This window comes from Pseudomonas sp. PNPG3, from assembly GCF_023093815.1.
Lineage (GTDB): Bacteria > Pseudomonadota > Gammaproteobacteria > Pseudomonadales > Pseudomonadaceae > Aquipseudomonas > Aquipseudomonas asiatica.
The window spans coordinates 1-26900 of sequence record NZ_JALLKV010000044.1 but is presented as its reverse complement, the minus strand read 5'-3'; the positions used below and the strand labels follow the sequence as shown (position 1 = coordinate 26900).

General features: G+C 61.5%; 23 protein-coding genes, 1 other RNA gene and 1 pseudogene. 10 read left to right on the top strand and 15 right to left on the bottom strand.

The window, feature by feature from the left end; translation table 11 throughout:
* Positions 1-83 precede the first annotated feature (83 nt).
* From MJ643_RS22895 to grpE, 8 genes are all read right to left on the bottom strand, one after another.
* Positions 84-524 carry a hypothetical protein gene (locus MJ643_RS22895; RefSeq protein ID WP_049798463.1) on the bottom strand — a complete coding sequence of 147 codons (441 nt, stop codon included), beginning with the start codon at positions 522-524 and terminating at the stop codon, positions 84-86.
* Complete coding sequence (gene greA, locus MJ643_RS22890) at positions 502-984, bottom strand: transcription elongation factor GreA (protein ID WP_013974292.1); 483 nt, start codon at positions 982-984, stop codon at positions 502-504. The genes MJ643_RS22895 and greA overlap by 23 nt, the downstream gene beginning before the upstream one ends.
* Positions 981-4202, bottom strand: coding sequence for a carbamoyl-phosphate synthase large subunit (gene carB, locus MJ643_RS22885; protein WP_013974293.1), 3222 nt, complete (start codon positions 4200-4202; stop codon positions 981-983). The genes greA and carB overlap by 4 nt, the downstream gene beginning before the upstream one ends.
* A 105-nt stretch (positions 4203-4307) precedes the next feature.
* Positions 4308-5444, bottom strand: a complete 1137-nt coding sequence (gene carA, locus MJ643_RS22880; RefSeq protein ID WP_013974294.1) for a glutamine-hydrolyzing carbamoyl-phosphate synthase small subunit — start codon at positions 5442-5444, stop codon at positions 4308-4310.
* Between the two features lie 325 nt (positions 5445-5769).
* Positions 5770-6576 carry a 4-hydroxy-tetrahydrodipicolinate reductase gene (dapB, locus tag MJ643_RS22875; RefSeq protein ID WP_013974295.1) on the bottom strand — a complete coding sequence of 269 codons (807 nt, stop codon included), beginning with the start codon at positions 6574-6576 and terminating at the stop codon, positions 5770-5772.
* Positions 6577-6589: 13 nt separating this feature from the next.
* Positions 6590-7714, bottom strand: coding sequence for a molecular chaperone DnaJ (dnaJ, locus tag MJ643_RS22870; RefSeq protein WP_013974296.1), 1125 nt, complete (start codon positions 7712-7714; stop codon positions 6590-6592).
* Between the two features lie 197 nt (positions 7715-7911).
* Positions 7912-9837, bottom strand: a complete 1926-nt coding sequence (gene dnaK, locus MJ643_RS22865; protein ID WP_015271867.1) for a molecular chaperone DnaK — start codon at positions 9835-9837, stop codon at positions 7912-7914.
* A gap of 101 nt (positions 9838-9938) precedes the next feature.
* Complete coding sequence (gene grpE / locus MJ643_RS22860; protein ID WP_003258073.1) at positions 9939-10496, bottom strand: nucleotide exchange factor GrpE; 558 nt, start codon at positions 10494-10496, stop codon at positions 9939-9941.
* Positions 10497-10687: 191 nt separating this feature from the next.
* On the opposite strand from grpE, the gene recN reads away from it, so the two are divergent.
* Positions 10688-12361 (top strand): DNA repair protein RecN, encoded by a 1674-nt coding sequence (gene recN, locus MJ643_RS22855; RefSeq protein ID WP_013974298.1) that lies wholly within the window; start codon positions 10688-10690, stop codon positions 12359-12361.
* Between the two features lie 173 nt (positions 12362-12534).
* On the opposite strand, the gene fur is transcribed toward recN, so the two are convergent.
* Positions 12535-12939, bottom strand: a complete 405-nt coding sequence (gene fur / locus MJ643_RS22850) for a ferric iron uptake transcriptional regulator (protein WP_012274258.1) — start codon at positions 12937-12939, stop codon at positions 12535-12537.
* A 97-nt stretch (positions 12940-13036) separates the two neighbouring features.
* Here fur and bamE point away from each other — a divergent pair, with 97 nt between their 5' ends.
* A complete protein-coding gene (bamE, locus tag MJ643_RS22845; RefSeq protein ID WP_015271871.1) occupies positions 13037-13570 on the top strand; it encodes an outer membrane protein assembly factor BamE in 534 nt (177 codons plus the stop codon).
* Between the two features lie 61 nt (positions 13571-13631).
* Here the strand turns inward: bamE and MJ643_RS22840 are convergent, their stop codons facing one another.
* Positions 13632-14066 carry a type II toxin-antitoxin system RatA family toxin gene (locus MJ643_RS22840; protein WP_003258078.1) on the bottom strand — a complete coding sequence of 145 codons (435 nt, stop codon included), beginning with the start codon at positions 14064-14066 and terminating at the stop codon, positions 13632-13634.
* 162 nt (positions 14067-14228) lie between these two features.
* On the opposite strand from MJ643_RS22840, the gene smpB reads away from it, so the two are divergent.
* Complete coding sequence (gene smpB / locus MJ643_RS22835; protein WP_013974300.1) at positions 14229-14711, top strand: SsrA-binding protein SmpB; 483 nt, start codon at positions 14229-14231, stop codon at positions 14709-14711.
* A gap of 135 nt (positions 14712-14846) precedes the next feature.
* On the opposite strand, the gene MJ643_RS22830 is transcribed toward smpB, so the two are convergent.
* Positions 14847-15614, bottom strand: coding sequence for an FCD domain-containing protein (locus MJ643_RS22830; protein ID WP_013974301.1), 768 nt, complete (start codon positions 15612-15614; stop codon positions 14847-14849).
* Between the two features lie 256 nt (positions 15615-15870).
* Here MJ643_RS22830 and MJ643_RS22825 point away from each other — a divergent pair, with 256 nt between their 5' ends.
* From MJ643_RS22825 to MJ643_RS22795, 7 genes are all read left to right on the top strand, one after another.
* Complete coding sequence (locus MJ643_RS22825; RefSeq protein WP_013974302.1) at positions 15871-17541, top strand: lactate permease LctP family transporter; 1671 nt, start codon at positions 15871-15873, stop codon at positions 17539-17541.
* A 63-nt stretch (positions 17542-17604) separates the two neighbouring features.
* A complete protein-coding gene (lldD, locus tag MJ643_RS22820; RefSeq protein WP_013974303.1) occupies positions 17605-18750 on the top strand; it encodes an FMN-dependent L-lactate dehydrogenase LldD in 1146 nt (381 codons plus the stop codon).
* Between the two features lie 75 nt (positions 18751-18825).
* Positions 18826-21636, top strand: a complete 2811-nt coding sequence (locus MJ643_RS22815; protein ID WP_013974304.1) for an FAD-binding and (Fe-S)-binding domain-containing protein — start codon at positions 18826-18828, stop codon at positions 21634-21636.
* A 275-nt stretch (positions 21637-21911) separates the two neighbouring features.
* Positions 21912-22208, top strand: coding sequence for a hypothetical protein (locus MJ643_RS22810; RefSeq protein WP_013974305.1), 297 nt, complete (start codon positions 21912-21914; stop codon positions 22206-22208).
* Between the two features lie 99 nt (positions 22209-22307).
* Positions 22308-22702, top strand: a transfer-messenger RNA (tmRNA) gene (gene ssrA / locus MJ643_RS22805).
* A gap of 245 nt (positions 22703-22947) precedes the next feature.
* Entirely contained in the window at positions 22948-23196 is a 249-nt protein-coding gene (locus MJ643_RS22800) for a hypothetical protein (protein ID WP_013974306.1), read from the top strand.
* A complete protein-coding gene (locus tag MJ643_RS22795) occupies positions 23193-24491 on the top strand; it encodes a YfjI family protein (protein WP_197860509.1) in 1299 nt (432 codons plus the stop codon). Before MJ643_RS22800 ends, MJ643_RS22795 begins: the two co-directional genes overlap by 4 nt.
* On the opposite strand, the gene MJ643_RS22790 is transcribed toward MJ643_RS22795, so the two are convergent.
* The 4 genes and pseudogenes from MJ643_RS22790 to MJ643_RS31595 all read right to left on the bottom strand — a co-directional run.
* A protein-coding gene (locus MJ643_RS22790; protein WP_096010363.1) for an IS3 family transposase occupies positions 24454-25610 on the bottom strand; the annotation gives its coding sequence in 2 pieces (ribosomal slippage) (positions 24454-25352 and positions 25352-25610; 1158 coding nt in all). The two genes, MJ643_RS22795 and MJ643_RS22790, sit on opposite strands and share 38 nt — an antisense overlap.
* 25 nt (positions 25611-25635) lie before the next feature.
* A complete protein-coding gene (locus MJ643_RS22785; RefSeq protein WP_247727002.1) occupies positions 25636-26064 on the bottom strand; it encodes a LysR family transcriptional regulator in 429 nt (142 codons plus the stop codon).
* Between the two features lie 151 nt (positions 26065-26215).
* Entirely contained in the window at positions 26216-26713 is a 498-nt protein-coding gene (locus MJ643_RS22780) for a hypothetical protein (protein ID WP_052150942.1), read from the bottom strand.
* 95 nt (positions 26714-26808) lie between these two features.
* Positions 26809-26900, bottom strand: a pseudogene (locus MJ643_RS31595) (DDE-type integrase/transposase/recombinase); the annotation flags it as partial.

The window sequence follows — 26900 nt, the reverse complement described above, 5'->3', positions numbered from 1 at the left end:
CATGGCCTGAATTCGATGCGGTCGGTGTGGGAGCCGGCTTGCCGGCGATGGGCCGCGAAGCGGCCCCAGCGATCTCGAGCCGCTTAGCGGCGCACCTTGACCGGAACCGGCTGGGCCACCAGCACGATGCCGGAAAAGCCCAGCACCAGGAAACAGAGCAGCTGCCAGCGCTCGCCAACGGAAATACCGTAGCGCAAGGTGTAATACCCCACGCAGGCACCGAAGCCGAGCAACAGCATCTGGCCACGGAACTGCTGCCACCAGGCCGACAGGCCGTCCACCCTTGCCAGCACCGCCAGCTGGGTCAACAAGCCAAGCAGCGCCACACCGATCAACCAGCGGTCGATCTGCCCGGCGATATCCTGCACCAGCAGCGGCGCCAGGCCACTGACCTTGAGCGCGGGCACCAACCCCACGTGAAACACCCACAAGCCACCGACCCAGAAAACCTGGGCCAGCTGCCATAGGATCCCCTCGAGGGATGGCGCCCGCAGGCGCCGGTCAGATGTGCTTGACTTCGACAATCTCGTACTCGACCGTGCCGCTAGGCGTCTTGACGACGACAGTATCACCTTCTTCCTTGCCGATGATGGCACGGGCAATCGGCGCTCCGCTCGAGAGCTTGCCCTGTTTAACGTCGGCTTCATCCTCGCCGACGATCTGGTAGGACACCTCTTCATCGGTTTCGGTGTTGGCCAGTACCACGGTGGTACCGAAAATCACCTTGCCGGTGTGAGGGATGGTAGTCACGTCGATCACCACCGAGTTCTGCAGGCGGCCTTCGATATCGCGGATACGTGCCTCGACCATGCCCTGCTCTTCACGGGCGGCATGGTATTCGGCGTTTTCCTTGAGGTCGCCCAGTTCACGTGCTTCGCCGATGGCCTGGCTCAGGCGCGGGCGCTCGGTCTTGCTCAGGAACAGGTGCTCCTCTTCCAGGGCGCGAGCGCCCTGGACGGTCATCGGGTACTTGGTAATGCTCATGCTTTCAGTCCTGCATGCAGATCCTGCAGACGACGAACGGTCTTTTCCGGACCGAATTTCAGCGCCTCGCAGATGGCTTCACCGGCCGCAATGGTAGTGGTGCAGTAAATCTTGTGCTGCAGCGCATTGCGACGAATCGAGTAGGAATCGGCGATCGACTGGCGGCCTTCGGTGGTGTTGATGATCAGCGACACTTCGTCGTTCTTGATCATGTCGACCACGTGCGGGCGACCTTCGGTCACCTTGTTCACACGGCGCACTTTCAGGCCAGCCGCTTCGATAACCTTGGCAGTGCCGGCAGTTGCAACCACTTCGAAGCCCAGGGCGATCAGGTCGCGGGCAACGCCAGCCACTTGCGGCTTGTCGTCGTCACGCACGCTGATGAATGCGGTACCGCCGGTCGGCAGTACTTCGCTGGCACCCATCTGGGCCTTGGCGAAGGCTTCACCGAAGCTGTCACCGACACCCATGACTTCACCGGTCGATTTCATCTCAGGGCCGAGGATCGGGTCAACCCCCGGGAACTTGGCGAACGGGAAGACGGCTTCCTTGACGCTGTAGAAGTTCGGGATGATTTCCTGGGTGAAGCCCAGCTCTTTCAGGGTTTTGCCGGCCATGACGCGGGCCGCGATCATCGCCAGGGAGGTGCCGATGCACTTGGAGACGAACGGCACGGTACGCGAGGCGCGCGGGTTGACTTCAATCACGTAGATCTTGTCGCCCTGCAGGGCCAGTTGCACGTTCATCAGGCCGACCACGCCCAGCTCCAGGGCCATTTTCTTGACCTGTACGCGGACTTCGTCCTGCACTTCCTTGCTCAGCGAGTACGGTGGCAGGGAGCATGCCGAGTCGCCGGAGTGAACGCCGGCCTGCTCGATGTGCTGCATGATGGCGCCGATCACCACATCGGTGCCGTCGCACACCGCATCCACGTCCATCTCGATGGCGCAGTTGAGGAAGTGGTCGAGCAGTACCGGGCTGTCGTTGGACACCTGCACAGCTTCGCGCAGGTAGCGCTTGAGCTCGTCCAGCTCGTAGACGATTTCCATGGCACGGCCGCCCAGTACGTAGGACGGGCGCACTACCAGCGGATAGCCGATGCCGCCAGCAGCGCTGATGGCTTCTTCTTCGCTGCGCACGGTGGCGTTTGGCGGCTGCAGCAGGCTCAGGCGCTGAACCATCTGCTGGAAGCGCTCGCGGTCTTCAGCGCGGTCGATGGCATCCGGGCTGGTACCGATGATCGGTACGCCAGCTTCTTCCAGGGCGCGGGCCAGTTTCAGCGGGGTCTGGCCACCGTAGTGGACAATCACGCCTTTCGGCTTCTCGACGCGGCACACTTCCAGCACGTCTTCCAGGGTCAGCGGCTCGAAGTACAGGCGGTCGGAAGTGTCGTAGTCGGTGGAGACGGTTTCCGGGTTGCAGTTGACCATGATGGTCTCGTAACCGTCTTCACGCAGCGCCAGTGCGGCGTGTACGCAGCAGTAGTCGAACTCGATACCCTGGCCGATACGGTTAGGGCCGCCACCCAGGATCATGATCTTGTCGCGGGTCGACGGGTTGGCCTCGCACTCTTCCTCATAGGTGGAGTACAGGTAGGCGGTGTCGGTAGCGAATTCGGCAGCGCAGGTGTCGACGCGCTTGTACACCGGGAACACTTCCAGCTTGTGGCGGTGACGGCGCAGGTTCTTGTCGGTGATACCCAACAGCTTGGCCAGGCGCTGGTCAGAGAAGCCCTTGCGCTTGAGGCGCAGCATGTAGTCCTTGTCGATCGACGACAGGGCCAGGGTCTTGACCTTCTCTTCTTCCTTGATCAGGTCTTCCATCTGCACCAGGAACCACATGTCGATGCCGGTCAGGTCGAAGATCTGCTCGCAGGTCATGCCGGCACGCATGGCGTCAGCCACGTACCAGATACGCTCGGCGCCCGGTACGGTCAGCTCGCGCTTGAGGATGCTGCTGGCTTCAGGGTTGGCCAGGTCGACTTTCGGGTCGAGGCCGCAGGCGCCGACTTCCAGGCCGCGCAGAGCTTTCTGCAGAGACTCCTGGAAGGTACGGCCGATGGCCATGACTTCACCCACGGACTTCATCTGGGTGGTCAGGCGGGCGTCGGCTTTCGGGAATTTCTCGAAGGCGAAGCGCGGCAGCTTGGTGACGACGTAGTCGATCGACGGCTCGAAGGAGGCCGGGGTGCGGCCGCCGGTGATGTCGTTCTGCAGTTCGTCGAGGGTGTAACCGACAGCCAGCTTGGCAGCGATCTTGGCGATCGGGAAGCCAGTGGCCTTGGAGGCCAGCGCCGAGGAACGCGAAACGCGCGGGTTCATCTCGATCACGACCATGCGGCCTGTGTTCGGGCAGATACCGAACTGAACGTTGGAGCCGCCGGTTTCAACACCGATTTCACGCAGCACCGCCAGGGAGGCGTTGCGCATGATCTGGTATTCCTTGTCGGTCAGGGTCTGTGCCGGGGCGACAGTGATCGAGTCACCGGTGTGCACGCCCATCGGATCGAAGTTCTCGATCGAGCAGACGATGATGCAGTTGTCCTTCTTGTCGCGGACAACCTCCATCTCGTATTCCTTCCAGCCGATCAGCGATTCGTCGATCAGCAGTTCCTTGGTCGGCGACAGGTCCAGGCCACGGGCGCAGATTTCTTCGAATTCTTCACGGTTGTAGGCGATACCACCACCGGTGCCGCCCATGGTGAACGACGGACGGATGATGCACGGGAAGCCCAGGCGCTCGAGGACGGCGTTGGCTTCTTCCATGCTGTGGGCGATACCGGAGCGCGGGCACTCCAGGCCGATGTCCTTCATGGCCTTGTCGAAGCGCGAGCGGTCTTCGGCCTTGTCGATGGTGTCGGCATTGGCACCGATCATTTCCACGCCGAACTTTTCCAGAACGCCGTGGCGCTCCAGGTCCAGGGCGCAGTTCAGTGCAGTCTGGCCACCCATGGTCGGCAACAGTGCGTCCGGGCGCTCTTTCTCGATGATCTTGGCCACCGACTGCCACTTGATCGGCTCGATGTAGGTGGCGTCGGCCATGGCCGGGTCGGTCATGATGGTGGCTGGGTTGGAGTTCACCAGGATGACGCGGAAACCTTCCTCGCGCAGGGCTTTACAGGCCTGGGCGCCGGAGTAGTCGAATTCGCAGGCCTGGCCGATCACGATCGGGCCAGCGCCAAGAATCAGGATGCTTTTGATGTCTGTACGTTTTGGCATGGTTGTCACTCAAATCCGGGGTCAGTCGGCAAGCCGCTTTGAACAATCTGGGTCAGGCGCTTCCGGGCGCGGCGCAAGCCGGCCCGGGGCCTTGAAGCAGGATGCTCAGCGGCGCTTGGCCATGGCATCGATGAAACGATCGAACAGTGGCGCGACGTCGGTCGGGCCTGGGCTCGCTTCAGGGTGGCCCTGGAAGCTGAACGCGCTCTTGTCGGTGCGCTCGATACCCTGCAGGGTGCCGTCGAACAGCGACTTGTGGATGGCGCGGACGTTACCCGGCAGGGTGGCCTCGTCAACGGCAAAGCCGTGGTTCTGGCTGGTGATCATGACCACACCGGTGTCCAGATCCTGGACCGGATGGTTGGCACCGTGGTGGCCATGGCCCATTTTCACGGTCTTGGCGCCAGAAGCCAGGGCCAGCAGCTGGTGGCCCAGGCAGATACCGAATACCGGGATCTCGGTCTCGAGGATTTCCTTGATCGCCTGGATGGCGTAGTCGCAAGGCTCGGGGTCACCAGGGCCGTTGGACAGGAAAACGCCGTCCGGGTTGAGTGCCAGCACTTCGCTGGCCGGAGTCTGGGCCGGCACCACGGTCACGCGGCAGCCACGGGCAACCAGCATGCGCAGGATGTTCAGCTTGACGCCGTAGTCGAAGGCGACCACGTGGTAAGGCAGGTCAGCGGCTTCGATGGTCGGATGGCTGTCGGTCTTCAGCTCCCACACGCTGGAGCGCCACTCGTAGCGTTCCTTGGTGGAAACGACCTTGGCCAGATCCATGCCCTTCAGGCCCGGGAAGGCGCGGGCAGCGGCGATGGCGGCTTCTTCGCTGATGTTGTCACCGGCGAGGATGCAACCGTTCTGAGCGCCCTTTTCACGCAGGATTCGGGTCAGGCGACGGGTGTCGATGCCGGCGATGGCGACGACGTTGTTGGCCTTGAGGTACTCAGGCAGCGACTGGGTGTTACGCCAGTTGCTGGCCAGCAGCGGCAGGTCACGAATGACCAGGCCAGCGGACCAGACGCGGTTCGACTCGGCGTCTTCCGGGGTAGTACCGGTATTGCCGATGTGCGGGTAGGTCAGGGTAACGATTTGCTGCGCATAGGAAGGGTCTGTAAGGATTTCCTGGTAGCCGGTCATAGCGGTGTTGAATACCACCTCACCAACGGTCTGACCGTCGGCACCGATAGCTTCACCGCGGAAAATACTGCCGTCGGCAAGGGCGAGTATGGCTGGCTTTGTCAAGAAGACCTCCCGTAAATCAAGCATGAAAGGGCGATCGCAGGTTGCAAAAAAGCGGAGTGACGTATGGACACGTCACCCCGCTTTCATGTGCTGAATTCAATTCGCTGCGCGCTTTTAGTGGACACACTAAAGCTGTAGCTTACAGAAAAGTGCGTTTTCGGTCTACCGCGGATGTGCCTCTAAAACACATCAATGCGACAGGCTGACATCTGTGCCGGCTTCTTCGCGGGTAAACCCGCTCCTACAGGGATAGAGCCATGCCTGGGCAACGCTGTACCTGTAGGAGCGGGTTTACCCGCGAAGAAGCCAACACAGTTCAAACTGCTTAACGCAGCTCGAGCACATCCTGCATGTCGTACAGGCCAGGCTCGCGCCCGTCCAGCCACAGCGCCGCACGCACGGCGCCCTTGGCAAAGGTCATGCGGCTGGAAGCCTTGTGGGTAATCTCGACGCGCTCGCCTTCAGCGGCGAACAGCACGGTATGATCACCCACCACATCTCCAGCACGCACGGTGGCGAAGCCGATGGTCTGACGCTCACGTGCACCGGTCTGCCCTTCACGGCCATACACGGCCACTTCCTGCAGGTTGCGACCCAGCGCCTGGGCAACCACTTCACCCATGCGCAGCGCGGTGCCCGACGGCGCATCGACCTTGTGCCGGTGGTGCGCTTCGAGGATTTCGATATCCACATCGTCACCCAGCACGCGCGCTGCGGTATCCAGCAGCTTAAGGCACAGGTTGACGCCGACGCTGAAGTTGGCGGCAAAAACGATCGGGATTTCCTTGCCGGCTTCGGCCAACTGCTGCTTCTCTTCCGGCGTGAAGCCAGTAGTGCCAATGACCATGGCCTTGCCCGCCTTGCGGCAGAACGCCAGGTTCTTCAGGGTCACCGAAGGGTGTGTGAAATCGATCAGCACGTCGAACTCGTCGACCACCTTGGACAGGTCGTCGGAAATCGGCACACCAATACGACCCAGGGCCGCCAACTCACCGGCATCAGCCCCAACCAGCGAGCTGTCCGGGCGGTCTATCGCCGCCGTCAGGCCCGCTTGGGGGGCCTGTTGCTGCACGGCCTCGACGAGGGTCTTGCCCATCCGCCCTGCCGCGCCCATCACTGCAATACGTCGCATAGCCATTTCCTTGTCAGAGATCGCCGAAGAAGCGCTTCACGCCATCGAACCAGCCACTGGCCTTGGGCGAGTGAGAGCTATCGCCTTCCAGCGAATCACGCAGCTCTTCGAGCAACTCGCGCTGACGACGGCTGAGATTGACCGGGGTTTCCACCGCTACACGACAGAGCAGGTCGCCCGCACCACCACCGCGCACCGGAGCAACACCCTTGCCGCGCAGGCGGAACTGCTTGCCGGTCTGGGTACCCTCCGGGATCTTCAGCTTCACCCGACCATCGAGGGTCGGCACCTCCAGTTCGCCACCCAAGGCAGCATCGGTGTAGCTGATTGGCACTTCGCAGTACAGGTGCTTGCCATCACGCTGGAAGATCTCGTGCTCACGCACGTTGATCACTACATACAGGTCGCCGGTCGGGCCACCATGGGTACCAGCCTCGCCCTCGCCCGACAGGCGGATGCGGTCGCCAGTATCGACACCTGCCGGCACCTTGACCGACAGCGTCTTGTATTCCTCGACACGGCCTTCGCCGTGGCACGAGGTGCATGGGTCGGTAATGATCTTGCCCTGGCCATGGCAGCGCGGGCAGGTCTGCTGTACCGAGAAGAAGCCTTGCTGCATGCGCACCTGGCCGATACCGCCACAAGTCGGGCAGGTAGATGGGGTCGAGCCCTTCTTGGCACCGGAGCCGTCGCACGGCTGGCAGTTGACCAGCGTGGGCACACGGATGCTGACCGTGGTGCCACGTACCGCTTCTTCCAGGTTCAGTTCCAGGGTGTAGCGCAGGTCACTGCCGCGCTGAGCACCACCACGCGAGCCGCCACGGCCACCCCCGAAGAAGTCGCTGAACACATCACCGAAGATGTCGGAGAAGTTGGCACCACCGAAACCGGCGCCACCACCACCCATGCTTGGATCCACACCCGCATGACCGTACTGGTCGAACGCAGCACGCTTGCTGGCGTCAGACAGCACTTCGTAGGCCTCGTTGGCCTCCTTGAACTTGTCTTCCGACTCTTTGTCGCCTGGGTTGCGGTCCGGATGGTACTTCATCGCCAGGCGACGGTAAGCCTTCTTGAGGTCTGATTCGCTGGCGCCGCGCTCGACACCCAATACCTCATAATAATCACGCTTGGACATAGGTCATTTGCACCTTGTTGGGCGTCTGGCATCTACGCCGCGCCATCAGCACCCGCCATTTGCCCACCAGGGCCACTGACAGATGCTGTAAAAATTCTCGAATTCCAGATACGCCAACGCGGGAGCAAGCCCCCGCGCGGCGACATCCTACCAGCTCACCACCAAACGGCGGTGAACTGGCCGACAACATGCAGGGATTACTGCTTGTTGTTGTCTTTCACTTCTTCGAACTCAGCGTCAACCACGTCATCGTGCTTGGCTTCCGGCTCGGCCTGCTGTGCGCCGCCCTGAGGCTGTTCGGCCGACTGCTCGGCGTACATCTTCTGGGCAACCGGCGCCGAAACCTTGGACAGCTCCTCGACCTTGGCGTCGATGGCAGCCTTGTCGTCGCCTTTGACAGCGGCTTCCAGGGCAACAACGGCAGCCTCGATGGCGGCTTTCTCTTCAGCGGTAACCTTGTCACCAGCGTCAGCGACCATCTTGCGGGTCGAGTGAACCAGCGCGTCACCCTGGTTACGGGCAGCGGCCAGCTCTTCGAACTTGCGGTCTTCCTCGGCGTTGGCCTCGGCGTCACGCACCATGCGCTCGATCTCTTCGTCCGACAGGCCGGAGTTGGCCTTGATCACGATCGACTGCGACTTGCCAGTGGCCTTGTCCTTGGCACTGACGTGCAGGATGCCGTTGGCGTCGATGTCGAAGGTTACTTCGATCTGTGGAACGCCACGTGGAGCCGGCGGAATGTCAGCCAGGTCGAACTTGCCCAGCGACTTGTTCTGTGCAGCCTGCTTGCGCTCACCCTGCAGCACGTGAATGGTCACGGCACCCTGGTTGTCGTCGGCAGTCGAGAACACCTGCGACTTCTTGGTCGGGATGGTGGTGTTCTTCTCGATCAGCGAAGTCATCACGCCACCCATGGTTTCGATACCAAGGGTCAGCGGGCTGACGTCCAGCAGCAGTACGTCTTTGACGTCACCAGCCAGCACCGCGCCCTGGATAGCAGCACCCATGGCCACGGCTTCGTCCGGGTTGACGTCCTTGCGCGCTTCTTTACCGAAGAAGTCGGCAACGGCTTTCTGCACCAGCGGCATACGGGTCTGGCCACCGACCAGGATCACGTCGTCGATCTTGCTTGCATCGATACCGGCGTCCTTCAGGGCGATACGGCAAGGCTCGATGGTACGGGCAACCAGGTCTTCGACCAGCGATTCCAGCTTGGCGCGGGAAATCTTCACGTTCAGGTGCTTCGGACCGGTAGCGTCTGCAGTGATGTACGGCAGGTTTACGTCGGTCGACTGAGCGGAGGACAGTTCGATCTTGGCCTTTTCAGCGGCTTCTTTCAGGCGCTGCAGTGCCAGCGGATCGTTCTTCAGGTCCATGCCGGACTCTTTCTTGAACTCGTCGACGAGGTAGTCGATCAGGCGCATGTCGAAGTCTTCGCCACCCAGGAAGGTGTCGCCGTTGGTAGCCAGTACTTCGAACTGGTGCTCACCATCGACTTCGGCAATCTCGATGACCGAAACGTCGAAGGTACCACCACCCAGGTCATAAACGATGACGGTGTGGTCGCCCTTGGCCTTGTCCATGCCGTAAGCCAGTGCAGCGGCAGTTGGCTCGTTGATGATGCGTTTTACATCCAGGCCAGCGATGCGACCGGCATCCTTGGTGGCCTGACGCTGACTGTCATTGAAGTAGGCCGGAACGGTGATGACCGCTTCGGTAACTGGCTCGCCGAGGTAGTCTTCGGCGGTTTTCTTCATTTTCTTCAGGACTTCGGCGCTGATCTGCGGCGGAGCCATGTCCTTGCCACTGGCCTGTACCCAGGCGTCGCCATTGCTGGCCTTGACGATCTTGTAAGGCACCAGCTTGATGTCTTTCTGTACAACATCTTCTTCGAAGCGGCGGCCGATCAGGCGCTTCACTGCGAACAGAGTGTTGTGCGGGTTGGTGACCGCCTGACGCTTGGCCGACTGACCAACCAGGATTTCGCCGTCGTTGGCGTAGGCCACGATCGAAGGGGTGGTACGCGCACCTTCGGCGTTTTCGATGACCTTGACGTTACCGTTTTCCAGAACAGAGACGCACGAGTTGGTGGTCCCCAGGTCGATACCGATGATTTTACCCATGTTAACTCTCCCGAAACTTGAATTTGGTAGCAGCGACTACTTTGGCCAACTGCGGTAATACTTGAAGGCTTGACACCTAAATGGGGATGCCCGGATGGATTTCAAGCCTTTTCATTGATCGAGGGTTGCGCCGCGCTTGGCGCCTTGCTGACCACCACCATGGCGGGGCGCAGCAGGCGACCGTTGAGCAGATAGCCCTTCTGGAACACGTTCAGCACGCTGTTCGGCTCCACTTCGGCGTTTTCCTGCATGGCCATGGCCTGGTGGTGCTCTGGGTTGAACGGCTGGCCGTGCGGGTCGACTGCTTCGAGGTTGTAGCGCTTGAGAGTGTCCTGGAACATCTTCAGGGTCAGCTCGACACCCTCGCGGATCTGCTTGACGTGCTCATCGTCGGCACTGGAGTGCGCCAGGGCCAGCTCCAGGCTGTCGATCACCGGCAGCAGGTCGCCCGAGAACTTCTCGAGGGCAAACTTGTGGGCTTTCTCGACATCCTGCTCGGCACGACGACGAGCGTTCTGCACGTCGGCAACGGCGCGCAGCGCCTGGTCCTTGGCGGCGGCCAGCTGCTCCTCGAGTTCCAGGACGCGGGCATCGGCAGCATTACCTGCACCGGTCTCTTCGACGTTAAGGTCTTTCTCGTTCAGCTGTTCGTCAGCCATGGGGTCTCTCCTGCGCAATTTTGTGGACTGCGAGCCAGGCTCGCCTTTGATGTCGGCTATATGGGGCCGGAAAAACCAGCTTCAAGGGGCAAGGTCGTTTTCCCGGCTGCAACAGAATCTGCCAAGGGGCATTGGCAGGCCTGAAAAAAGTACTGTATAAATAACCAGACCTGACTTTCGGGAGCCGCCCCATGCTGGTGCACCTGTCCATTCACAACTACGCCATCGTTGAGCACCTCGACCTCGAGATCGCCCGAGGCATGTCCGTCATCACCGGTGAGACTGGTGCAGGCAAATCGATCATGCTCGATGCCCTCGGTCTGGCCCTGGGCGACCGGGCCGACAGTGGCGTGGTGCGCCCCGGCACGGACAAGGCAGACATCCTCGCCACCTTCGACCTGGTGGACATCCCCGAGGCGCATGTCTGGCTGGCCGAGCGTGACCTGGACAACGACGGCCTGTGCATCCTGCGCAGGGTGATCACCGCCGAAGGCCGCAGCCGCGGCTACATCAATGGCACCCCCTGCCCGCTCGGCGACCTCAAGGCACTGGGCGAGCTGCTGATCGATATCCACAGTCAGCACGAGCACCAGTCACTACTCAAGACCGACACCCATCGCCGCCTGCTCGACGAGTACGCCGGCGCCATCGACCTGGCCCGTCAGGTACAGCTGGCGGCCAAGCGCTGGAACCAGACCCGCCTGGAGCTGGAGCGCCTGTCCAACTCCGGCGATGAGCAGCGCGCCCGCCATCAGCTGCTGAGCTACCAGCTGGAGGAACTGGACAACCTCGGCCTGGGTGAATACGAACTGGAGCAGTTGGAGCAGGAACACAAGAACCTGACCAGCGCCGAAGCCTTGTTCGGCATCTGCCGCCAGGTCATCGACCAGTGCAGCGAAAGCGATTCGGGCAACGTGCTCAGCGCCCTCACCTCCAGCCTCAACCGCCTGGGTGCCGCCCCCAACTCGCCAAAGGCACTGGGCGAAGCGGCCAACCTGATCGCCAGCGCGCAGATTCAGGTCGAGGAAGCCGTGGGCGAGCTCAATCGTTTCCTCGACAACTTCGACGCCGATCCCATACGCCTGCAGGCATTGGAAGAACGCCTCGACACTATCTATACGCTGGCACGCAAACACCGAGTGCACCCAACCGAACTGCCCCACCTGCAGCAGCAACTGATGGAAGAGCTGGAGGGCCTGAACGCTAGTGATGAGTCGATCGAGCGATTGGGTGAAGAACTGGCCGCTTTTGCCCAGCATTATAAAGAGAAGGCGCTCGAGCTCAGCGCGCTGCGCCAGCAGGCCGCCCAACAGTTGGCGGTGGCCGTCGAGCAGGAGATCCAGCGCCTGGGCATGCCTGGCGGGCGCTTCTGTATCGCACTCACACCCAATGAAGGAGCAGACCTTTCGCCCCATGGCCTGGAGCAGATCGAGCTACTGGTCAGCGCCAACCCTGGCCAACCGCTCAAGGGCCTGGCCAAGGTGGCCTCAGGCGGTGAACTGTCCCGCATCAGCCTGGCGATCCAGGTGATTACCGCGCAGACCTCGCGCATTCCCACCCTGGTGTTCGACGAAGTCGACGTCGGTATCGGCGGGCCTACTGCCGAAATCGTCGGCCAATTGCTGCGCCGCCTGGGCGAGCGAGGCCAAGTGCTGACCGTAACCCACCTGCCGCAGGTGGCGGCACAAGGGCATCACCACCTGTTCGTGCACAAGGTGCGCAACAGCGACACCACCCACACCGCCGTGGCCAACCTGGGCAAGCGCGAGCGAGTAGAGGAAGTGGCGCGGATGCTGGGCGGCATAGACCTGACCAAGGAATCCCTGGCGCATGCGCGCAAGATGGTGGTGAGCGGCAAGGCCTGAACCCTTCTTTTTCAGGCCTCTTCGCGGGTAAACCCGCTCCCACAGGATATTCACCGGACCTGAGCCTGCGCAGTACCCGCGAAGAGGCCGGCACAAACGACACAGGTCTCTGCCTCAGAAAGCACAAAGGCGACCCGAAGGTCGCCTTTGCCATTCATAACGATAAGAAATCGTTACTTCTTTTTACGCACGTACAAGACCAGATTGTGGTCTACCAGCTCGTAGCCATGCTCGGCCACGATTTCGCGCTGGCGTTTCTCGATCTCGGCATCCATGAACTCGATGACTTCACTGGTATCCACGTTGACCATATGGTCGTGGTGACCGCCATCGGCCAGTTCGAACACCGCATGACCGCCGTCGAAGTTGTGGCGAACCACCAGACCCGCCGCTTCGAACTGGGTCAGTACGCGGTAGACGGTGGCCAGGCCTACGTCCTCGCCAGCCTCCATCAGCGCCTTGTAGACATCCTCGGCGCTCATGTGACGCTGCTCGGTGGAGTCGAGCATCTGAAGGATCTTGACTCGAGGCAGGGTCACCTTGAGACCGGCTTTGCGCAATTCGCTATTTTCAACCATGGTCAGCTTTCTCGCCGATGCTGCTTCGCAGCTTCTCTTAATACGGGTATGATCGGGGTTTACGTTGTCCAGCCAAGATAGTGGAAGTCGCCCACCGATGCAAAACACCAAGCTCTTGCTAACCAGCCTCACCCTAGTGGGACTGCTCGCACTCGCCGGTTGCTCGTTTCCCGGGGTTTACAAAATCGACATCCAGCAGGGCAATGTCGTTACGCAAGACATGATAGACCAATTGCGCCCCGGAATGACCCGCCGGCAAGTAAGGTTTATCATGGGTAACCCGCTAATCCAGGACACCTTCAACACCAACCGCTGGGATTACCTGTACAGCCTGCAGCCAGGCGGCGGCAAACGCCAGCAAGAACGCATGAGCGTGTTCTTCAACGAAAGCGACCAGTTGGTGAGCCTGTCCGGCGACTTCATGCCAGGCGTCAGCCGCGACCAGGAAATCCTCGGCGGCAGCAGCGACACCACGGTCAGCCCGGCCAACCAGCCAGAGCAGCCCACCGCGCAGCCTGAAGAAAAACCGGCCAAGCCAGGTTCGGTGGAAGAATCCATCCAGCGCGAAATCGACACCATCGAGACCACCCCGGTCCCGACTCCAGCGCCGCTGGAAACCTCGCCTCAATAAGCGGCGAGCAGATACAAAAAAGCCCGGACCTGGTCCGGGCTTTTTGTTGCCGCTGTTTCAGTCAGGCATTCAGTTGCTTGGCACGCTGGCAAAACGCATCCACCAGCGTATTTGCCGCCTGGTTGAACAGCGGCCCCAAAGTCGCACGCACCAGCGGGCCAGCATAGTCGAACGAAAGGTCCAGGCTGATCTTGCAGGCCTTTTCACCCAGCGGCTTGAACACCCAAAGGCCATGCAACTGGGTGAACGGCCCCTCCTCTAGGTTCATCTCGATAGACTGCCCCGGCACCAGTACATTGCGCGTGACGAAGTGCTGGCTCATGCCGCCCTTGGCCACTTCGAGCTTGGCACGCATGTGCGTGTCGCTGGCTTCGATCACCGTCGAGGCCGAGCACCAAGGCAGAAACTGCGGGTAGCTGGCCACATCGTTGACCAGATCGTAGAGCGCCTGGGCGGGATACGGCAGCAGGGCGGAGCGTTGAATATGGGTAGTCATCCAGGCATCACTTCCAAGGCTGGGTGGCGGCGCTTCGCAGCGTGCCGAAAACAAGTTCTGTCGCAAAGACAGCGGCTGTATTGTCCGGTATTCATTGCAGTGGCTCAAGCACACCGAAATCCCATAGCCGACGACGCGGCGACTGCCTATAATGCCGCCCCTATGGCTAAACAAAAGAAACATCCGACCGGGACCATCGCGCAGAACAAGAAGGCGCGACACGATTACTTCATCGAACACAAGTTCGAGGCCGGGCTGGTCCTGTCCGGCTGGGAAGTAAAAAGCCTGCGAGCCGGCAAGGCGCACCTGACTGACAGCTATGTGCTGCTGAAGGACGGTGAGGCCTGGCTGTTCGGCAGCCACATCACCCCGCTGACCACGGCCAGCACCCACGTCATCGCCGACCCCATCCGCACTCGCAAGCTGCTGCTGAACAAGCGCGAACTCGAGCGCCTGGAAGCGGCCGTGGCGCAAAAAGGCTACACCTGCGTGGCCCTGGCGCTGTACTGGAGCAAGCACCTGATCAAGTGCGAAATCGCACTGGGCAAGGGCAAGAAGGAATTCGACAAGCGCGACACCATGCGCGAGCGCGATTCCAACCGCGAGCTGCAGCGGGCTGTGCGGAACAAGGGCAAGGAAGAGTAATACCTCTTCTTCAGCCTGCTCCGGCCTCTTCGCGGGTAAACCCGCTCCCACAGGATTCACACTGAGTTCAGATTCGGTGCGGTCTCTGTGGGAGCGGGTTTACCCGCGAAGAGGCCAGCACTGCCAGTACAAATCTCAACGCCCGCTACGCCGCTCCGCCCGCGCCACTCGCTGCGCTTCTTCATGCGCCTCTTCCAGTACCTCCTGCACATACAGAATGTGCCGGCTGGACACTTCCCGCGCATCCTCCGCCCTGCCCTCGACTATCGCCAGGTACAGCTCCCGGTGCTGGCTGATCAGCATGTCCCGAGTCTCGGTCCGTTGCTGGTACATGCCGCCGATGTTGGTCACCACGTTGCGCTTGAGCAGGTCGAACAAGCCCCGAATGGTGTGCAGCAACACGGCATTATGGCTAGCCTCGGCAATCGCCAGGTGGAAGCGCGCATCGGCCGCGCCTTCCTCCGCCCGAGTCACTTCGTCGGCCCTGGCATAACAGTCCTGCAGCGCATCGAAGGCCGCCTTGAGGCGTGCCCGGTCCGGCTGGGTGGCGCGCTGGGCCGCGTAGTAGGCGCAGGACGCCTCCAGGGTATGGCGGAATTCGAGCAGGTCACGCTGCGCCTCGGCACTGTGTTCAAGCAGTTGCAGCAATGGGTCGCTGAAAGTGGACCCCAGAGACTCGGCGACAAAATTGCCCCCACCCTGGCGGCTGACCAGCAGCCCCTTGGCCACCAGCTTCTGGATCGCCTCACGCAGTGATGGGCGGGACACGCCGAACTGCTCGGCAAGGACGCGCTCGGCCGGCAGCCGCTGACCAGACGTCAGCGTACCTTCCAGAATCATCCCTTCCAACCGATCGACGATGTCGTCGGACAGGCGCCGTTGGCGGACCTGATCAAAAACCATCACATGCTCTCCACAAACCCCCGGCAGATTTCAGGGGGCGCCTATTCTCGCCGATCCGGGCCTTGCAAACACCCACCAGCCGACGATTTTCCCCGCCCATCAGATGCCCACTCATCGGCACACGACCAAAGTTTTGCACGGGACAAATTGACACACCCACGAAGACGCTTTTAACCTAGCGCCCAGCCATTGTAAATTGGTCTTACCAATTATCCAATGCCAGTGCCTGACCAACAACAATTAGGGGCCACCCCATATGCAAACCTGGCAACAAATCTATAGTCCGCTTGGTAGTCTTGGCCTGTCCGCACTGGCGGCGGTCATCCCCATCGTCTTCTTCTTCCTTGCCCTCGCGGTGTTCCGCCTCAAAGGCCACGTGGCCGGCAGCATCACCCTCGCATTGTCGATCCTGGTGGCGATCTTCGCCTTCCAGATGCCTGTCGACATGGCATTCGCCGCTGCAGGTTATGGCTTCCTCTACGGCCTCTGGCCGATTGCCTGGATCATCGTTGCCGCGGTGTTCCTGTACAAACTCACGGTCAAGAGCGGCCAGTTCGAAGTGATCCGCAGCTCGGTGCTGTCGATTACCGACGACCAGCGCCTGCAAGTGCTGCTGATCGGTTTCTGCTTCGGTGCCTTCCTGGAAGGTGCGGCGGGCTTTGGTGCACCGGTGGCAATCACTGCCGCGCTGCTGGTGGGCCTGGGCTTCAACCCGCTGTACGCCGCCGGCCTGTGCCTGATCGCCAACACCGCGCCAGTGGCCTTTGGCGCCCTGGGCATCCCGATCATCGTGGCCGGCCAGGTTACCGGCATCGACGCCTTCCACATTGGCGCCATGACCGGTCGCCAGCTGCCGCTGCTGTCGCTGTTCGTACCGTTCTGGCTGGTATTCATGATGGACGGCCTGCGTGGCGTGAAGGAAACCTGGCCTGCCGCCCTGGTCGCCGGCTTGAGCTTCGCCGTCACCCAGTACTTCACCTCGAACTTCATCGGCCCGGAGCTTCCGGACATCACCTCGGCCCTGGCCAGCCTGATCGCCCTGACCCTGTTCCTGAAAGTCTGGCAGCCAAAGCGTTCGTTCGCCGAAGCCAAGGGCAGCGTCGGTGCCGCCGTGGTCCAGCCAAGCGGCAGCCAACCAAGCCCCTACAGCTTTGGCGAGATCTTCAAAGCCTGGTCGCCGTTCCTGATCCTCACTGTGCTGGTCACCATCTGGACCCTGAAACCGTTCAAGGCGGCCTTCGCCCCGGGCGGCGCGATGTACAACTTCGTGTTCAACTTCGCTATCCCGCACCTCGACCAACTGGTGATCAAGTCCGCACCGATCGTCGCCGCGCCAACCGCCATGCCAGCGGTGTTCAAGCTCGACCCGATCTCTGCCACCGGCACCGCGATCTTCCTCTCGGCGCTGATCTCCATGGCCGTGCTGAAGATCAACTTCAAAACTGGTCTGACCACTTTCAAGGAAACCTTCTGGGAGCTGCGCTGGCCAATCCTATCGATCGGCATGGTGCTGGCCTTCGCCTTCGTCACCAACTACTCGGGCATGTCCTCGACCATGGCCCTGGTGCTGGCCGGTACCGGTGCCGCGTTCCCGTTCTTCTCGCCGTTCCTCGGCTGGCTGGGTGTGTTCCTGACCGGTTCCGACACCTCGTCCAACGCCCTGTTCAGCTCGTTGCAGGCCACCACCGCGCACCAGATCGGGGTCAACGACACTCTGCTGGTAGCGGCCAACACCAGCGGCGGCGTGACCGGCAAGATGATCTCGCCGCAGTCGATCGCCGTGGCTTGCGCCGCCACCGGCCTGGTTGGCAAGGAATCCGACCTGTTCCGCTTTACCGTCAAGCACAGCCTGTTCTTCGCCACCATCGTCGGCCTGATCACCCTGATCCAGGCCTATTGGCTGACCGGCATGCTGGTTCATCACTAAAGTGAAAGGGGCCGGGCGCCATCGCGCGCCCGGCAATCCCCACACGCAACGCTGCGAGAATCCATGATCATTTCTGCCTCTACCGACTATCGCGCCGCGGCCCAACGCAAGCTGCCTCCCTTCCTGTTCCACTATGCCGACGGCGGCGCCTACGCCGAGCACACCCTGCGCCACAACGTCTCGGACCTGGCCAGCATTGCCCTGCGTCAGCGCGTGCTGAAGAACATGTCCGAGCTCAGCCTGCAGACCAAGCTGTTCGACGAAACCCTGAGCATGCCGGTGGCCCTGGCCCCGGTCGGCCTCACCGGCATGTACGCCCGCCGTGGTGAAGTGCAGGCGGCACGTGCGGCGGCGGCCCACGGCATTCCGTTCACCATGTCCACGGTGTCGGTGTGCCCGATCGAAGAAGTGGCCCCGGCCATCGACCGGCCGATGTGGTTCCAGCTGTACGTTCTCAAGGACCGCGGCTTCATGCGCAACGCCCTGGAGCGGGCCAAGGCCGCCGGGGTCAAGACCCTGGTGTTCACTGTCGACATGCCGACACCCGGCGCCCGCTACCGCGACGCCCATTCTGGCATGAGCGGCAAGAACGGCCCGCTGCGCCGCGTGCTACAAGCCATGACCCACCCCGAGTGGGCATGGGATGTCGGCGTGATGGGGCGCCCACACGACCTGGGCAACATTTCCACCTACCGTGGCAACCCCACCGGCCTTGCCGACTACATCGGCTGGCTGGCCAACAACTTCGACCCGTCGATCTCCTGGAAAGACCTGGAGTGGATCCGCGAGTTCTGGGACGGCCCGATGATCATCAAAGGCATTCTCGATGCCGATGACGCCCGCGATGCGGTCAGGTTCGGTGCCGACGGCATCGTCGTGTCCAACCACGGCGGCCGCCAGCTCGACGGCGTGCTGTCCAGCGCCCGCGCCCTGCCGGCAATTGCCGATGCGGTCAAAGGTGACCTGAAGATCCTCGCCGATTCCGGCATCCGCAGCGGCCTCGACGTGGTGCGCATGATCGCCCTGGGCGCCGATACCGTACTGATCGGCCGCGCCTTCCTCTACGCCCTTGCCGTGCACGGCCAGGCCGGGGTGAAAAACCTGCTGGAGCTGTTCGAAAAGGAAATGCGCGTAGCGATGGTGCTGACCGGCGCCAAGTCGATCAGCGAGATCACCCGCGACTCGCTGGTACGCGAACTGGGCGCCTGACCGCCCGCAAGAACGACCGCCTGATTGACCCGGGGCATGTGGCGCACAGACGCCACGGCCCCGCGAGGAGACTGCATGAGCCTGCCCGCCGCGTTCCTGCGTGATGCCGAGCGCCTGATCCCCGCCGAACGCCGCTTCGACGACCCCACCTCCACCCTGGCCTTCGGCACCGATGCCAGCTTCTACCGGCTGATCCCCAAGCTGGTGGTGCGCGTCGAGTCAGAAGACGAAGTGGTCGGCCTGATCAAACTGGCCCAGCGCGAGCGGGTGCCGGTCACCTTCCGCGCCGCCGGCACCAGCCTGTCCGGCCAGGCCATCAGTGACTCGGTGCTGATCGTGCTGGGCGATAACTGGAACGGCCGCGAAATCCGCGGCCAAGGCGAGCAGATCCGCTTGCAGCCCGGCGTCATCGGCGCCCAGGCCAATGCCTGGCTGGCTCCCTTCGGGCGCAAGATCGGCCCCGACCCGGCGTCGATCAACGCCTGCAAGATTGGCGGCATCGTCGCCAACAACGCCAGCGGCATGTGCTGCGGCACCGCGCAGAACACCTACCACACCCTGGCCGGCCTGCGCCTGGTGCTGGCCGACGGCACGCGCCTGGACAGCGAAGACCCGGCCAGCGTCGCCGCGTTCGAGGCCAGCCACGCCGGCCTGCTGGAAGCACTGGCCCGCCTGGGCCGCGAGACCCGCGCCAACACTGCACTCGCCGAGCGCATCCGGCACAAATACCGGCTGAAGAACACCACTGGCCTATCGCTGAACGCATTGGTGGACTACGACCAACCGCTGGATATCCTGCAGCACCTGTTGGTCGGCTCCGAAGGCACCTTGGGCTTCATCAGTGCCGTCACCTACGACACCGTGCCCGACCACCCGCACAAGGCCAGCGCACTGCTGGTTTTCCCCAGCGTGGAAAGCTGCTGCCGCGCGGTGACCGTTCTCAAGCGCCAGCCGGTCTCGGCCGTTGAACTGCTCGACCGCCGCAGCCTTCGCTCGGTGCAGAACATGCCCGGCATGCCTCTGTGGGTAAAAGGCCTGTCGGACAACGCCTGCGCCCTGCTGATCGAGTCCCGTGCCGCCAGCCAGAGCCTGCTGCATGAACAGCTGCAACAGGTGATGGCCTCGATCGCCGACTTCCCACTGGAACAGCAGGTGGACTTCAGCGAAGACCCCGCCGTGTACAACCAGCTGTGGAAGATCCGCAAGGACACCTTCCCCGCCGTCGGCGCCGTACGCCAGACCGGCACCACCGTCATCATCGAAGACGTCACCTTCCCCATCGAGCAACTGGCCGAAGGCGTCAACCGCCTGATCCAGCTGTTCGACAAGCATCGCTACGATGAAGCGATCATTTTCGGCCACGCCCTGGAAGGCAACCTGCACTTCGTCTTCACCCAGGGTTTCAACAGCGCCGAGGAAGTCGCCCGCTACCAGGCCTTCATGGACGATGTGGCGCAACTGGTGGCGGTGGAGTTCGGCGGCTCGCTCAAGGCCGAGCACGGCACCGGGCGCAACATGGCACCGTTTGTGGAGCTGGAATGGGGCCACGACGCCTATCAACTGATGTGGAAGCTCAAGCGCCTGCTCGACCCCAACGGTATCCTCAACCCCGACGTGGTGCTCAGTGAAGACCCGGACATCCACCTGAAAAACCTCAAGCCGCTGCCCGCTGCCGACGAGATCGTCGACAAGTGCATCGAGTGCGGCTTCTGCGAACCGGTGTGCCCTTCCAAAGGCCTGACCCTCAGCCCACGTCAGCGCATCGTCATGTGGCGTGACATCCAGGCCAAACAGCGCGCCGGCATCGACACCCGGGAATTGCGCCAGACCTACCAGTACCAGGGCATCGACACCTGCGCCGCCACCGGCCTGTGCGCCCAGCGCTGCCCGGTTGGCATCAACACCGGCGAACTGGTGAAGAAACTGCGCAGCCAGGCCGCCGAACACGAAAAAACCGCCGACTGGCTAGCCGAACACTTCCACACCGCCCTGGGCGGCGCGCGCCTGACCCTGACCGCCGCCAATACCGCACGCAAGCTGCTCGGCGCCCCACGCCTGGGCCGCCTGAGCGCTTCGCTGAACAAAGCCAGCAAAGGCCGCCTGCCAAAGTGGACCCCGGCGATGCCACAACCACTGCGCCCACTGGACTTTGGCCCGGCCAGCAACGACGCCCGCCCTCGCGTGGTGTACCTGGCTGCCTGCGTCTCGCGGGTGATGGGCCCGGCCTATGCCGACCGCGAGCAGAGTTCGCTGCTGGACAAGACCCGCGCCCTGCTGGAAAAGGCCGGTTACCAGGTGGTATTCCCCGACAATGCCGACAGCCTGTGCTGCGGCCAGCCGTTTGCCTCCAAGGGCTACCCCGAGCAGGCCGAGCACAAACGCCAGGAACTGATTGCCGCCCTGCTGCACGCAAGCCGCGGCGGCCTCGACCCGATCTACTGCGACACCAGCCCCTGCACTCTGCGCCTGGTGCAGGACCTGAACGACACCCGGCTGGACCTGTACGACCCGGTGCGCTTCATCCGCACCCACCTGCTCGAGCGCCTGGAGTTCACCCCCCAGGACGAACCAGTGGCCGTGCATGTGACCTGCAGCACCCAGCACCTGGGCGAAAGCCAGGCGCTGATCGACCTGGCGCGGCGTTGCAGCAAACAGGTGGTGATCCCGGAGGGCATACACTGCTGCGGCTTTGCCGGTGACAAAGGCTTCACCACCCCCGAGCTCAACGCCCACTCGCTGCGCAGCCTGAAGGATGCGGTGCAATATTGCAGCGAAGGCATCTCCACCAGCCGCACCTGCGAGATCGGCCTGTCCAGCCATAGCGGCATCGACTACCACGGGCTGGTCTACCTGGTAGACCGCGTCACCCGGCCGCGTAGCATATGACCGTTTAACACAAAACCTGATAGCTGCCGCAATCCCTGTGGGAGCGGGCATGCCCGCGAACACCGGCGCAGCCGGTGCCATACACCGCGCAGCCTGCTTCGCGGGCACGCCCGCTCCCACAGGTACCGCGCCGGCTTTGGGCCCACGCTGTACCTGTAGGAGCGGCTTCAGCCGCGAACACCGGCAAAGCCGGTGCCATCCCGATTGAACCCCCGCCAATCCCCCGCAGTCCATCCTTACAGGCCCACCTTCCAGAGGCCCAGAAGGAGACTCCCATGAAAGGTACCGCGCTTTCGGCCCTGTTCGCGGCCGCCACCCTGCTGGCTTCGCCGGTATTCGCCGCCGAAGACCTCTGCACCGCCAACCTGCAAAAGATCGACGACAGCATGGCCACCGCCGGCGCTACCTCCGAAGGCCTGGACAAGGCCATCACCGAGCACGTCGACAAAGCCAAGGCTGCCCAGGCATCGGGGGACACCAAGGAATGCATCGCCATCACCAGTAAAGTCCTGGAGCGGTTGGAAAAAACGGAGAAAGGCAGCGGCACCAGCGGCGGCGGTAGCGGCGCGTGAGCCCAAAAGCGGGCGACCGGACTGGCTGTCGACGTCGCCCGCGCAATGGCGTATACTCCGCCTCACGTACCGTAAGGTGCGTTAGCTTAGAGCTAGTGTGGGGCCGATCAGGATTCGACGCCGGTAGCGAAACTCTAGGTGCATGCCGAGTTGGTAACAGAACTCGTAAATCCACTGTTGCAACTTTCTATAGTTGCCAATGACGAAAACTTCGAGGCGGAGTACGCTCTCGCTGCGTAAGCAGCCGAGCCCGACCTTCTGGTAGCTTCGGCTCCAGCAATCATCAGGGGATGCCTGTAAACCCGAAATGATTGTCATACAGAACAGGATCGTCGTGTAGCACGTTGGGGGCAAAGCGACTAAAACTTACCCAACTCGTCCAAAGCACCCTGCCCGTCGGGCGGCTGCGGATTAACTCAGTAGACACGGCTAAGCATGTAGTACCGACAGCGGAGTACTGGCGGACGGGGGTTCAAATCCCCCCGGCTCCACCAAATATCCTTTACAAATCAGGCACTTAGCGAACAGCTACAGTGCCTTTTTTGTGTCTTTTTGGGCCGTTATGGTTGGGTAATGCCAGCTTTATGACAGCCTCCCTTCCCGTGAAGCCCCTCCCCGGCTACCGCCGTTACCTCAACAACCGAAAAAACGTTTTCTGTCGCTTTCCGGTTTGAAAACGCGCCACAGCGATCTTTCAGGAGTATTAAATCTGTGTCGGCTTACACACAGAGACCCGCACATGCCGACACATGCCCCCAAGAAGTACCTGATCAGCCATACCTCTCTGCAGCAATGCTTTGACAAGAGCCGCTCCGGCCTCGAGAAGCTGCGAGAAAACGATCCCAGCTTCCCTCGCCCCATCAAATTTGGCTCAACCAAACAGGCTGGCGTTTACTTCGTCGTCGCGGAGGTGGAAGCCTGGCTGGAGGGCAAGATCAGCGAGCGTGATGGAGTCACTCGGGCTCTCTCTGAGAGAGCTGAGCAATGACCACACACGAGCAGATACCGTCGTTCTTGGCGGAAATGCCCGAGGCAGCACGTGCTTCGTATCTGAATCCAAGCATCGTGCCAAAGCCACTGCCGAGCGGATTGGCCAGGGTTATGCCCTGGCGTGGAGAGCTACTGCCTGCTGTTCTTCAAGAATACGTGCTGGATGTCGCCGAGCGCACTCAGTGCCCACCGGATTTCGTTGGGGTCGCGCTTGTGGTTGCTGTTAGCGCCGTAGTCGGACGCAAATTCACCATCCACCCGAAGCAACATGATGATTGGACTGTCGTTCCCAACCAATGGGGAGTCATCATTGGAAGGCCGTCTGCAATGAAAACACCAGCGCTCAAGCAAGCGCTTCGTCCCTTGGACGCATTGGAGACAAGAGAGCGAAATCAGCACTCCATGGCGTTGGAGGAGTACAGGACCAACACTGAGCTGCTCGACATCGAGCGCAAGGCTGCTAAGAGCAAGGCCACAAAACTTGTAGGCAGCGGTGACAAACTTGGAGCGCGGGAGGAACTCACCAAGGTTTCGAGTAATGTGCTGCCCCCAGTGCAGCGTCGTTACACCGTCAACGACTCAACAGTAGAAAAGCTCGGTGAGCTGCTCAACGAAAACCCAAACGGCCTGCTGCTAGTACGTGACGAGCTCGGGGGCTGGCTCGCAACAATACAGAGTGAGGACGGCTCAGTGGCACGCGCTTTCTACTTGGAGTGCTTCGATGGCAACGGCTCATTCACCTACGATCGTATTGGCCGAGGAACCCTGTTCATCGAGTCATGTTGTTTATCGCTGATAGGCGGAATTCAACCCTCACGAATCGCATCCCTCGTGAACGCCTCGATCAGCGGCGAGGTGGATGACGGCCTGATTCAGCGCCTACAGCTCGCCGTCTATCCCGACGATATCCGTCAGTGGCGTCTGGTCGATCGCTGGCCAAACCAAGCTGCTGCTGAGCAAGTGAAACAGGTTATTGACTACCTCGATCAGCTACCATCCGAGCCCCGTACTACGCTCAGGTTCAGCCCAGAAGCACAGGAAATGTTTAACGCCTGGTATACGCGTCATATGCAACAAAGCCGGAGCGAAGAATTTCACCCAGCATTGCAATCCCATTATCTAAAAATGCCGCAGACCATTGCGGGGTTGGCCCTATTGTTCGAACTGGTCGAAGGTGGTCAGAGAGCCGTGGGCATAGAGTCCACATCACGCGCCATTAACTGGGTGATCTTGCCCAGCAGCCGTGGACACGGGTTTAAGCACACATCCTGGCCTCGAAGGCCTCTGGGCTGATGTGCCCCAGCGTGCTGTGTCGCCGCTGGCGGTTGTAATCGGTTTCGACGTATTCAAACACGGTTTCACGCATCTGGGCGCGGCTCGTGAAGCGCTCGCCGTGGATGCACTCGACCTTCAGGCTGTGGAAGAAGCTCTCTGCACAGGCATTGTCGTAGCAGTTGCCTTTGGCGCTCATGCTGCATCGCAAGTGATGGGCGCGGATCAGCTCCTGGTAAGCCGCTGAGCAGTACTGGCTGCCGCGGTCGCTATGCACGATCACGTCATTAGGCTGCCTGCGTCGCCACAGCGCCATGTGCAAGGCATCGCAAACCAAGTCGGCCGTCATGCGTTCGTTCATGGCCCAGCCGATCACCATCCGCGAATACAGATCGATGACCACTGCCAGATACAGCCAGCCTTCCTCCGTATGCAGGTAGGTGATGTCACCCACCCATTTCTGATTTGGCGCAGATGCCTTGAAATCCTGCTTGAGCAAGTTCTCTGCCACTGGCAGGGAGTGCTGAGAATTGGTCGTGGCCTTGAACTTCTTGGCGGCCTTGGCACGCAGTCCTTGCCGTTGCATCGAGGCGGCTACCGTCTTGCGATTGCAGGGTAGGCCGGCTTCCCGCAGGTCGTGGCACAGCCGTGGAGCCCCGCTGCGGCCCTTGCATGCGCTGTATGCCTGAGCGACCTGCCGATCCAGTTCGGCTCTTCGCCGCTGGCGCATTGACGGCCTGCGAGAGCACCAAGCGTAGTAACCGCTGCGGGCAACGCCCAACACGCGACACATGGCCTGGATCGAGAAATGCGCGGTATGAGTCCTCATGAAGGCGTACTTCACTTGAGGCTCTTGGCAAAGTACGCGGCGGCCTTTTTTACGATGGTCAGCTCCTCGGCGTGCTCGGCCAACAGCCGCTTGAGTCGGGCATTCTCGTCGGCCAGCGACTGCTCGCGCTCGCTGCCGGCCTGAGTCTGGTGCTTCTTGCTCCGCCAGCCGTAGAGCTGGGAAGCATGCAGGCCGAGCTGTTCGGCAGCCTTGCTGACGCCAATGCGCTCGGCCAAAGCCAGCGCTTCGTCCTTGTAGGCTTGGGAATGGCGGGTGCGGGTCTGTTTCATTGGGGTTGCTTGTCTTGCCATGATTCACCTCGTTGCAGTTTATCGCTTAACGGGGTGTCCACTGGGACTGGGCAAGATCAGTCGTTGCGTGGCCGGTATGGATGGACACGCTGACTTCGGGCAGATTTTGACAAAACTGCTGCATCACCCTGGGCACCAGGCCCAGCGCAAGCATCTGTACTGCGGCGACCGTCAGCGCGCCACCGCTGAACCGCTTGATCCGCTTGGCGGCTTCGTCCAGATGGTGCAGCCCCGCAAAGCTTCGTTGTACCTCCTTGAAGAAGGACCGGGCGTCACTGGTGGGCACCAGTCGCCCTGGCAATCGCTCGAAAAGTTTCAAGCCGGTTTTTTGTTCAAGCAGCGCAATCGCTCTGCTCACATTAGGTTGTGAGGTGTGCAGCGTCTGCGCGGCCGCAGTGGTTGAGCCCGACAACATGACGGCCCTGAACGCCTCAATTTCAGAGAACCTCATCATGGAAAAGTCTCCAATATCGCTTTCTCCACAGCGCCAATATTCAGCTTGCCGGTATGCCGAATCAGTGTTTCAGCCTCTCTCAAAGCAATCACCCCCAATGCAGGACTCGCGCAGCGCTGCGTTAAACGCTTAATGTACCCCAGGTCCATCATCACACGGCGACGGGATGCTCCTTCGCTGCGCCAGGCTCGACGATGGCGGCGCTCAGTCTTGCAGCAACCCTGCGCGTCGGCGATTCGTCGTAATTATCACCTGTTAGTCGCAGCTTACGCCTGTGGTCTTCCTCGGCGCCAAACGCGGCCTCAATCATGATGAGGTGCGCCATCACTTCATCGATGCCGTCAGAAAGAAACGCACGGACCAGGAAGTGTTCGACAGGAGTTGAGAAAAGCTCCGACGCTTGGGGGCTAGCTACACGCAGCAGCTCCCACCTGGCTTCCAGTGCCTGCCGCACATCCTCGGCGGTTGCCCAAGTTCGCAGCCACATAGGGCGTTCGGCTTCCTCCCACTCGTCGTGGTCCACTTGGAAGGAGCACGGCTCCCACGTCAGCCGCTCAGGGTGGGGCGGCGGGTGCGGGAAAGCGCACAGGTCATCGTCGAGGGTATAGACCCAAGGCAGCCGGAAACCCCGCCAGTCCACTTCGGTCATCTCGGCCCAGTCTTCCCATGGCGCCAGTAGCAGGAAAAACAGTGCACGTTCTACCGCAGCGGGGAAGCGCCCGCTGTGGGGAACAATCTCGCCCAGATCCTTTGGCGTGAGAACAGATCCAGCACTACCGCTAGATAGAGCCATCCTTCATAGGTGCGGATGTAAGTGATATCTGTCACCCAGACCT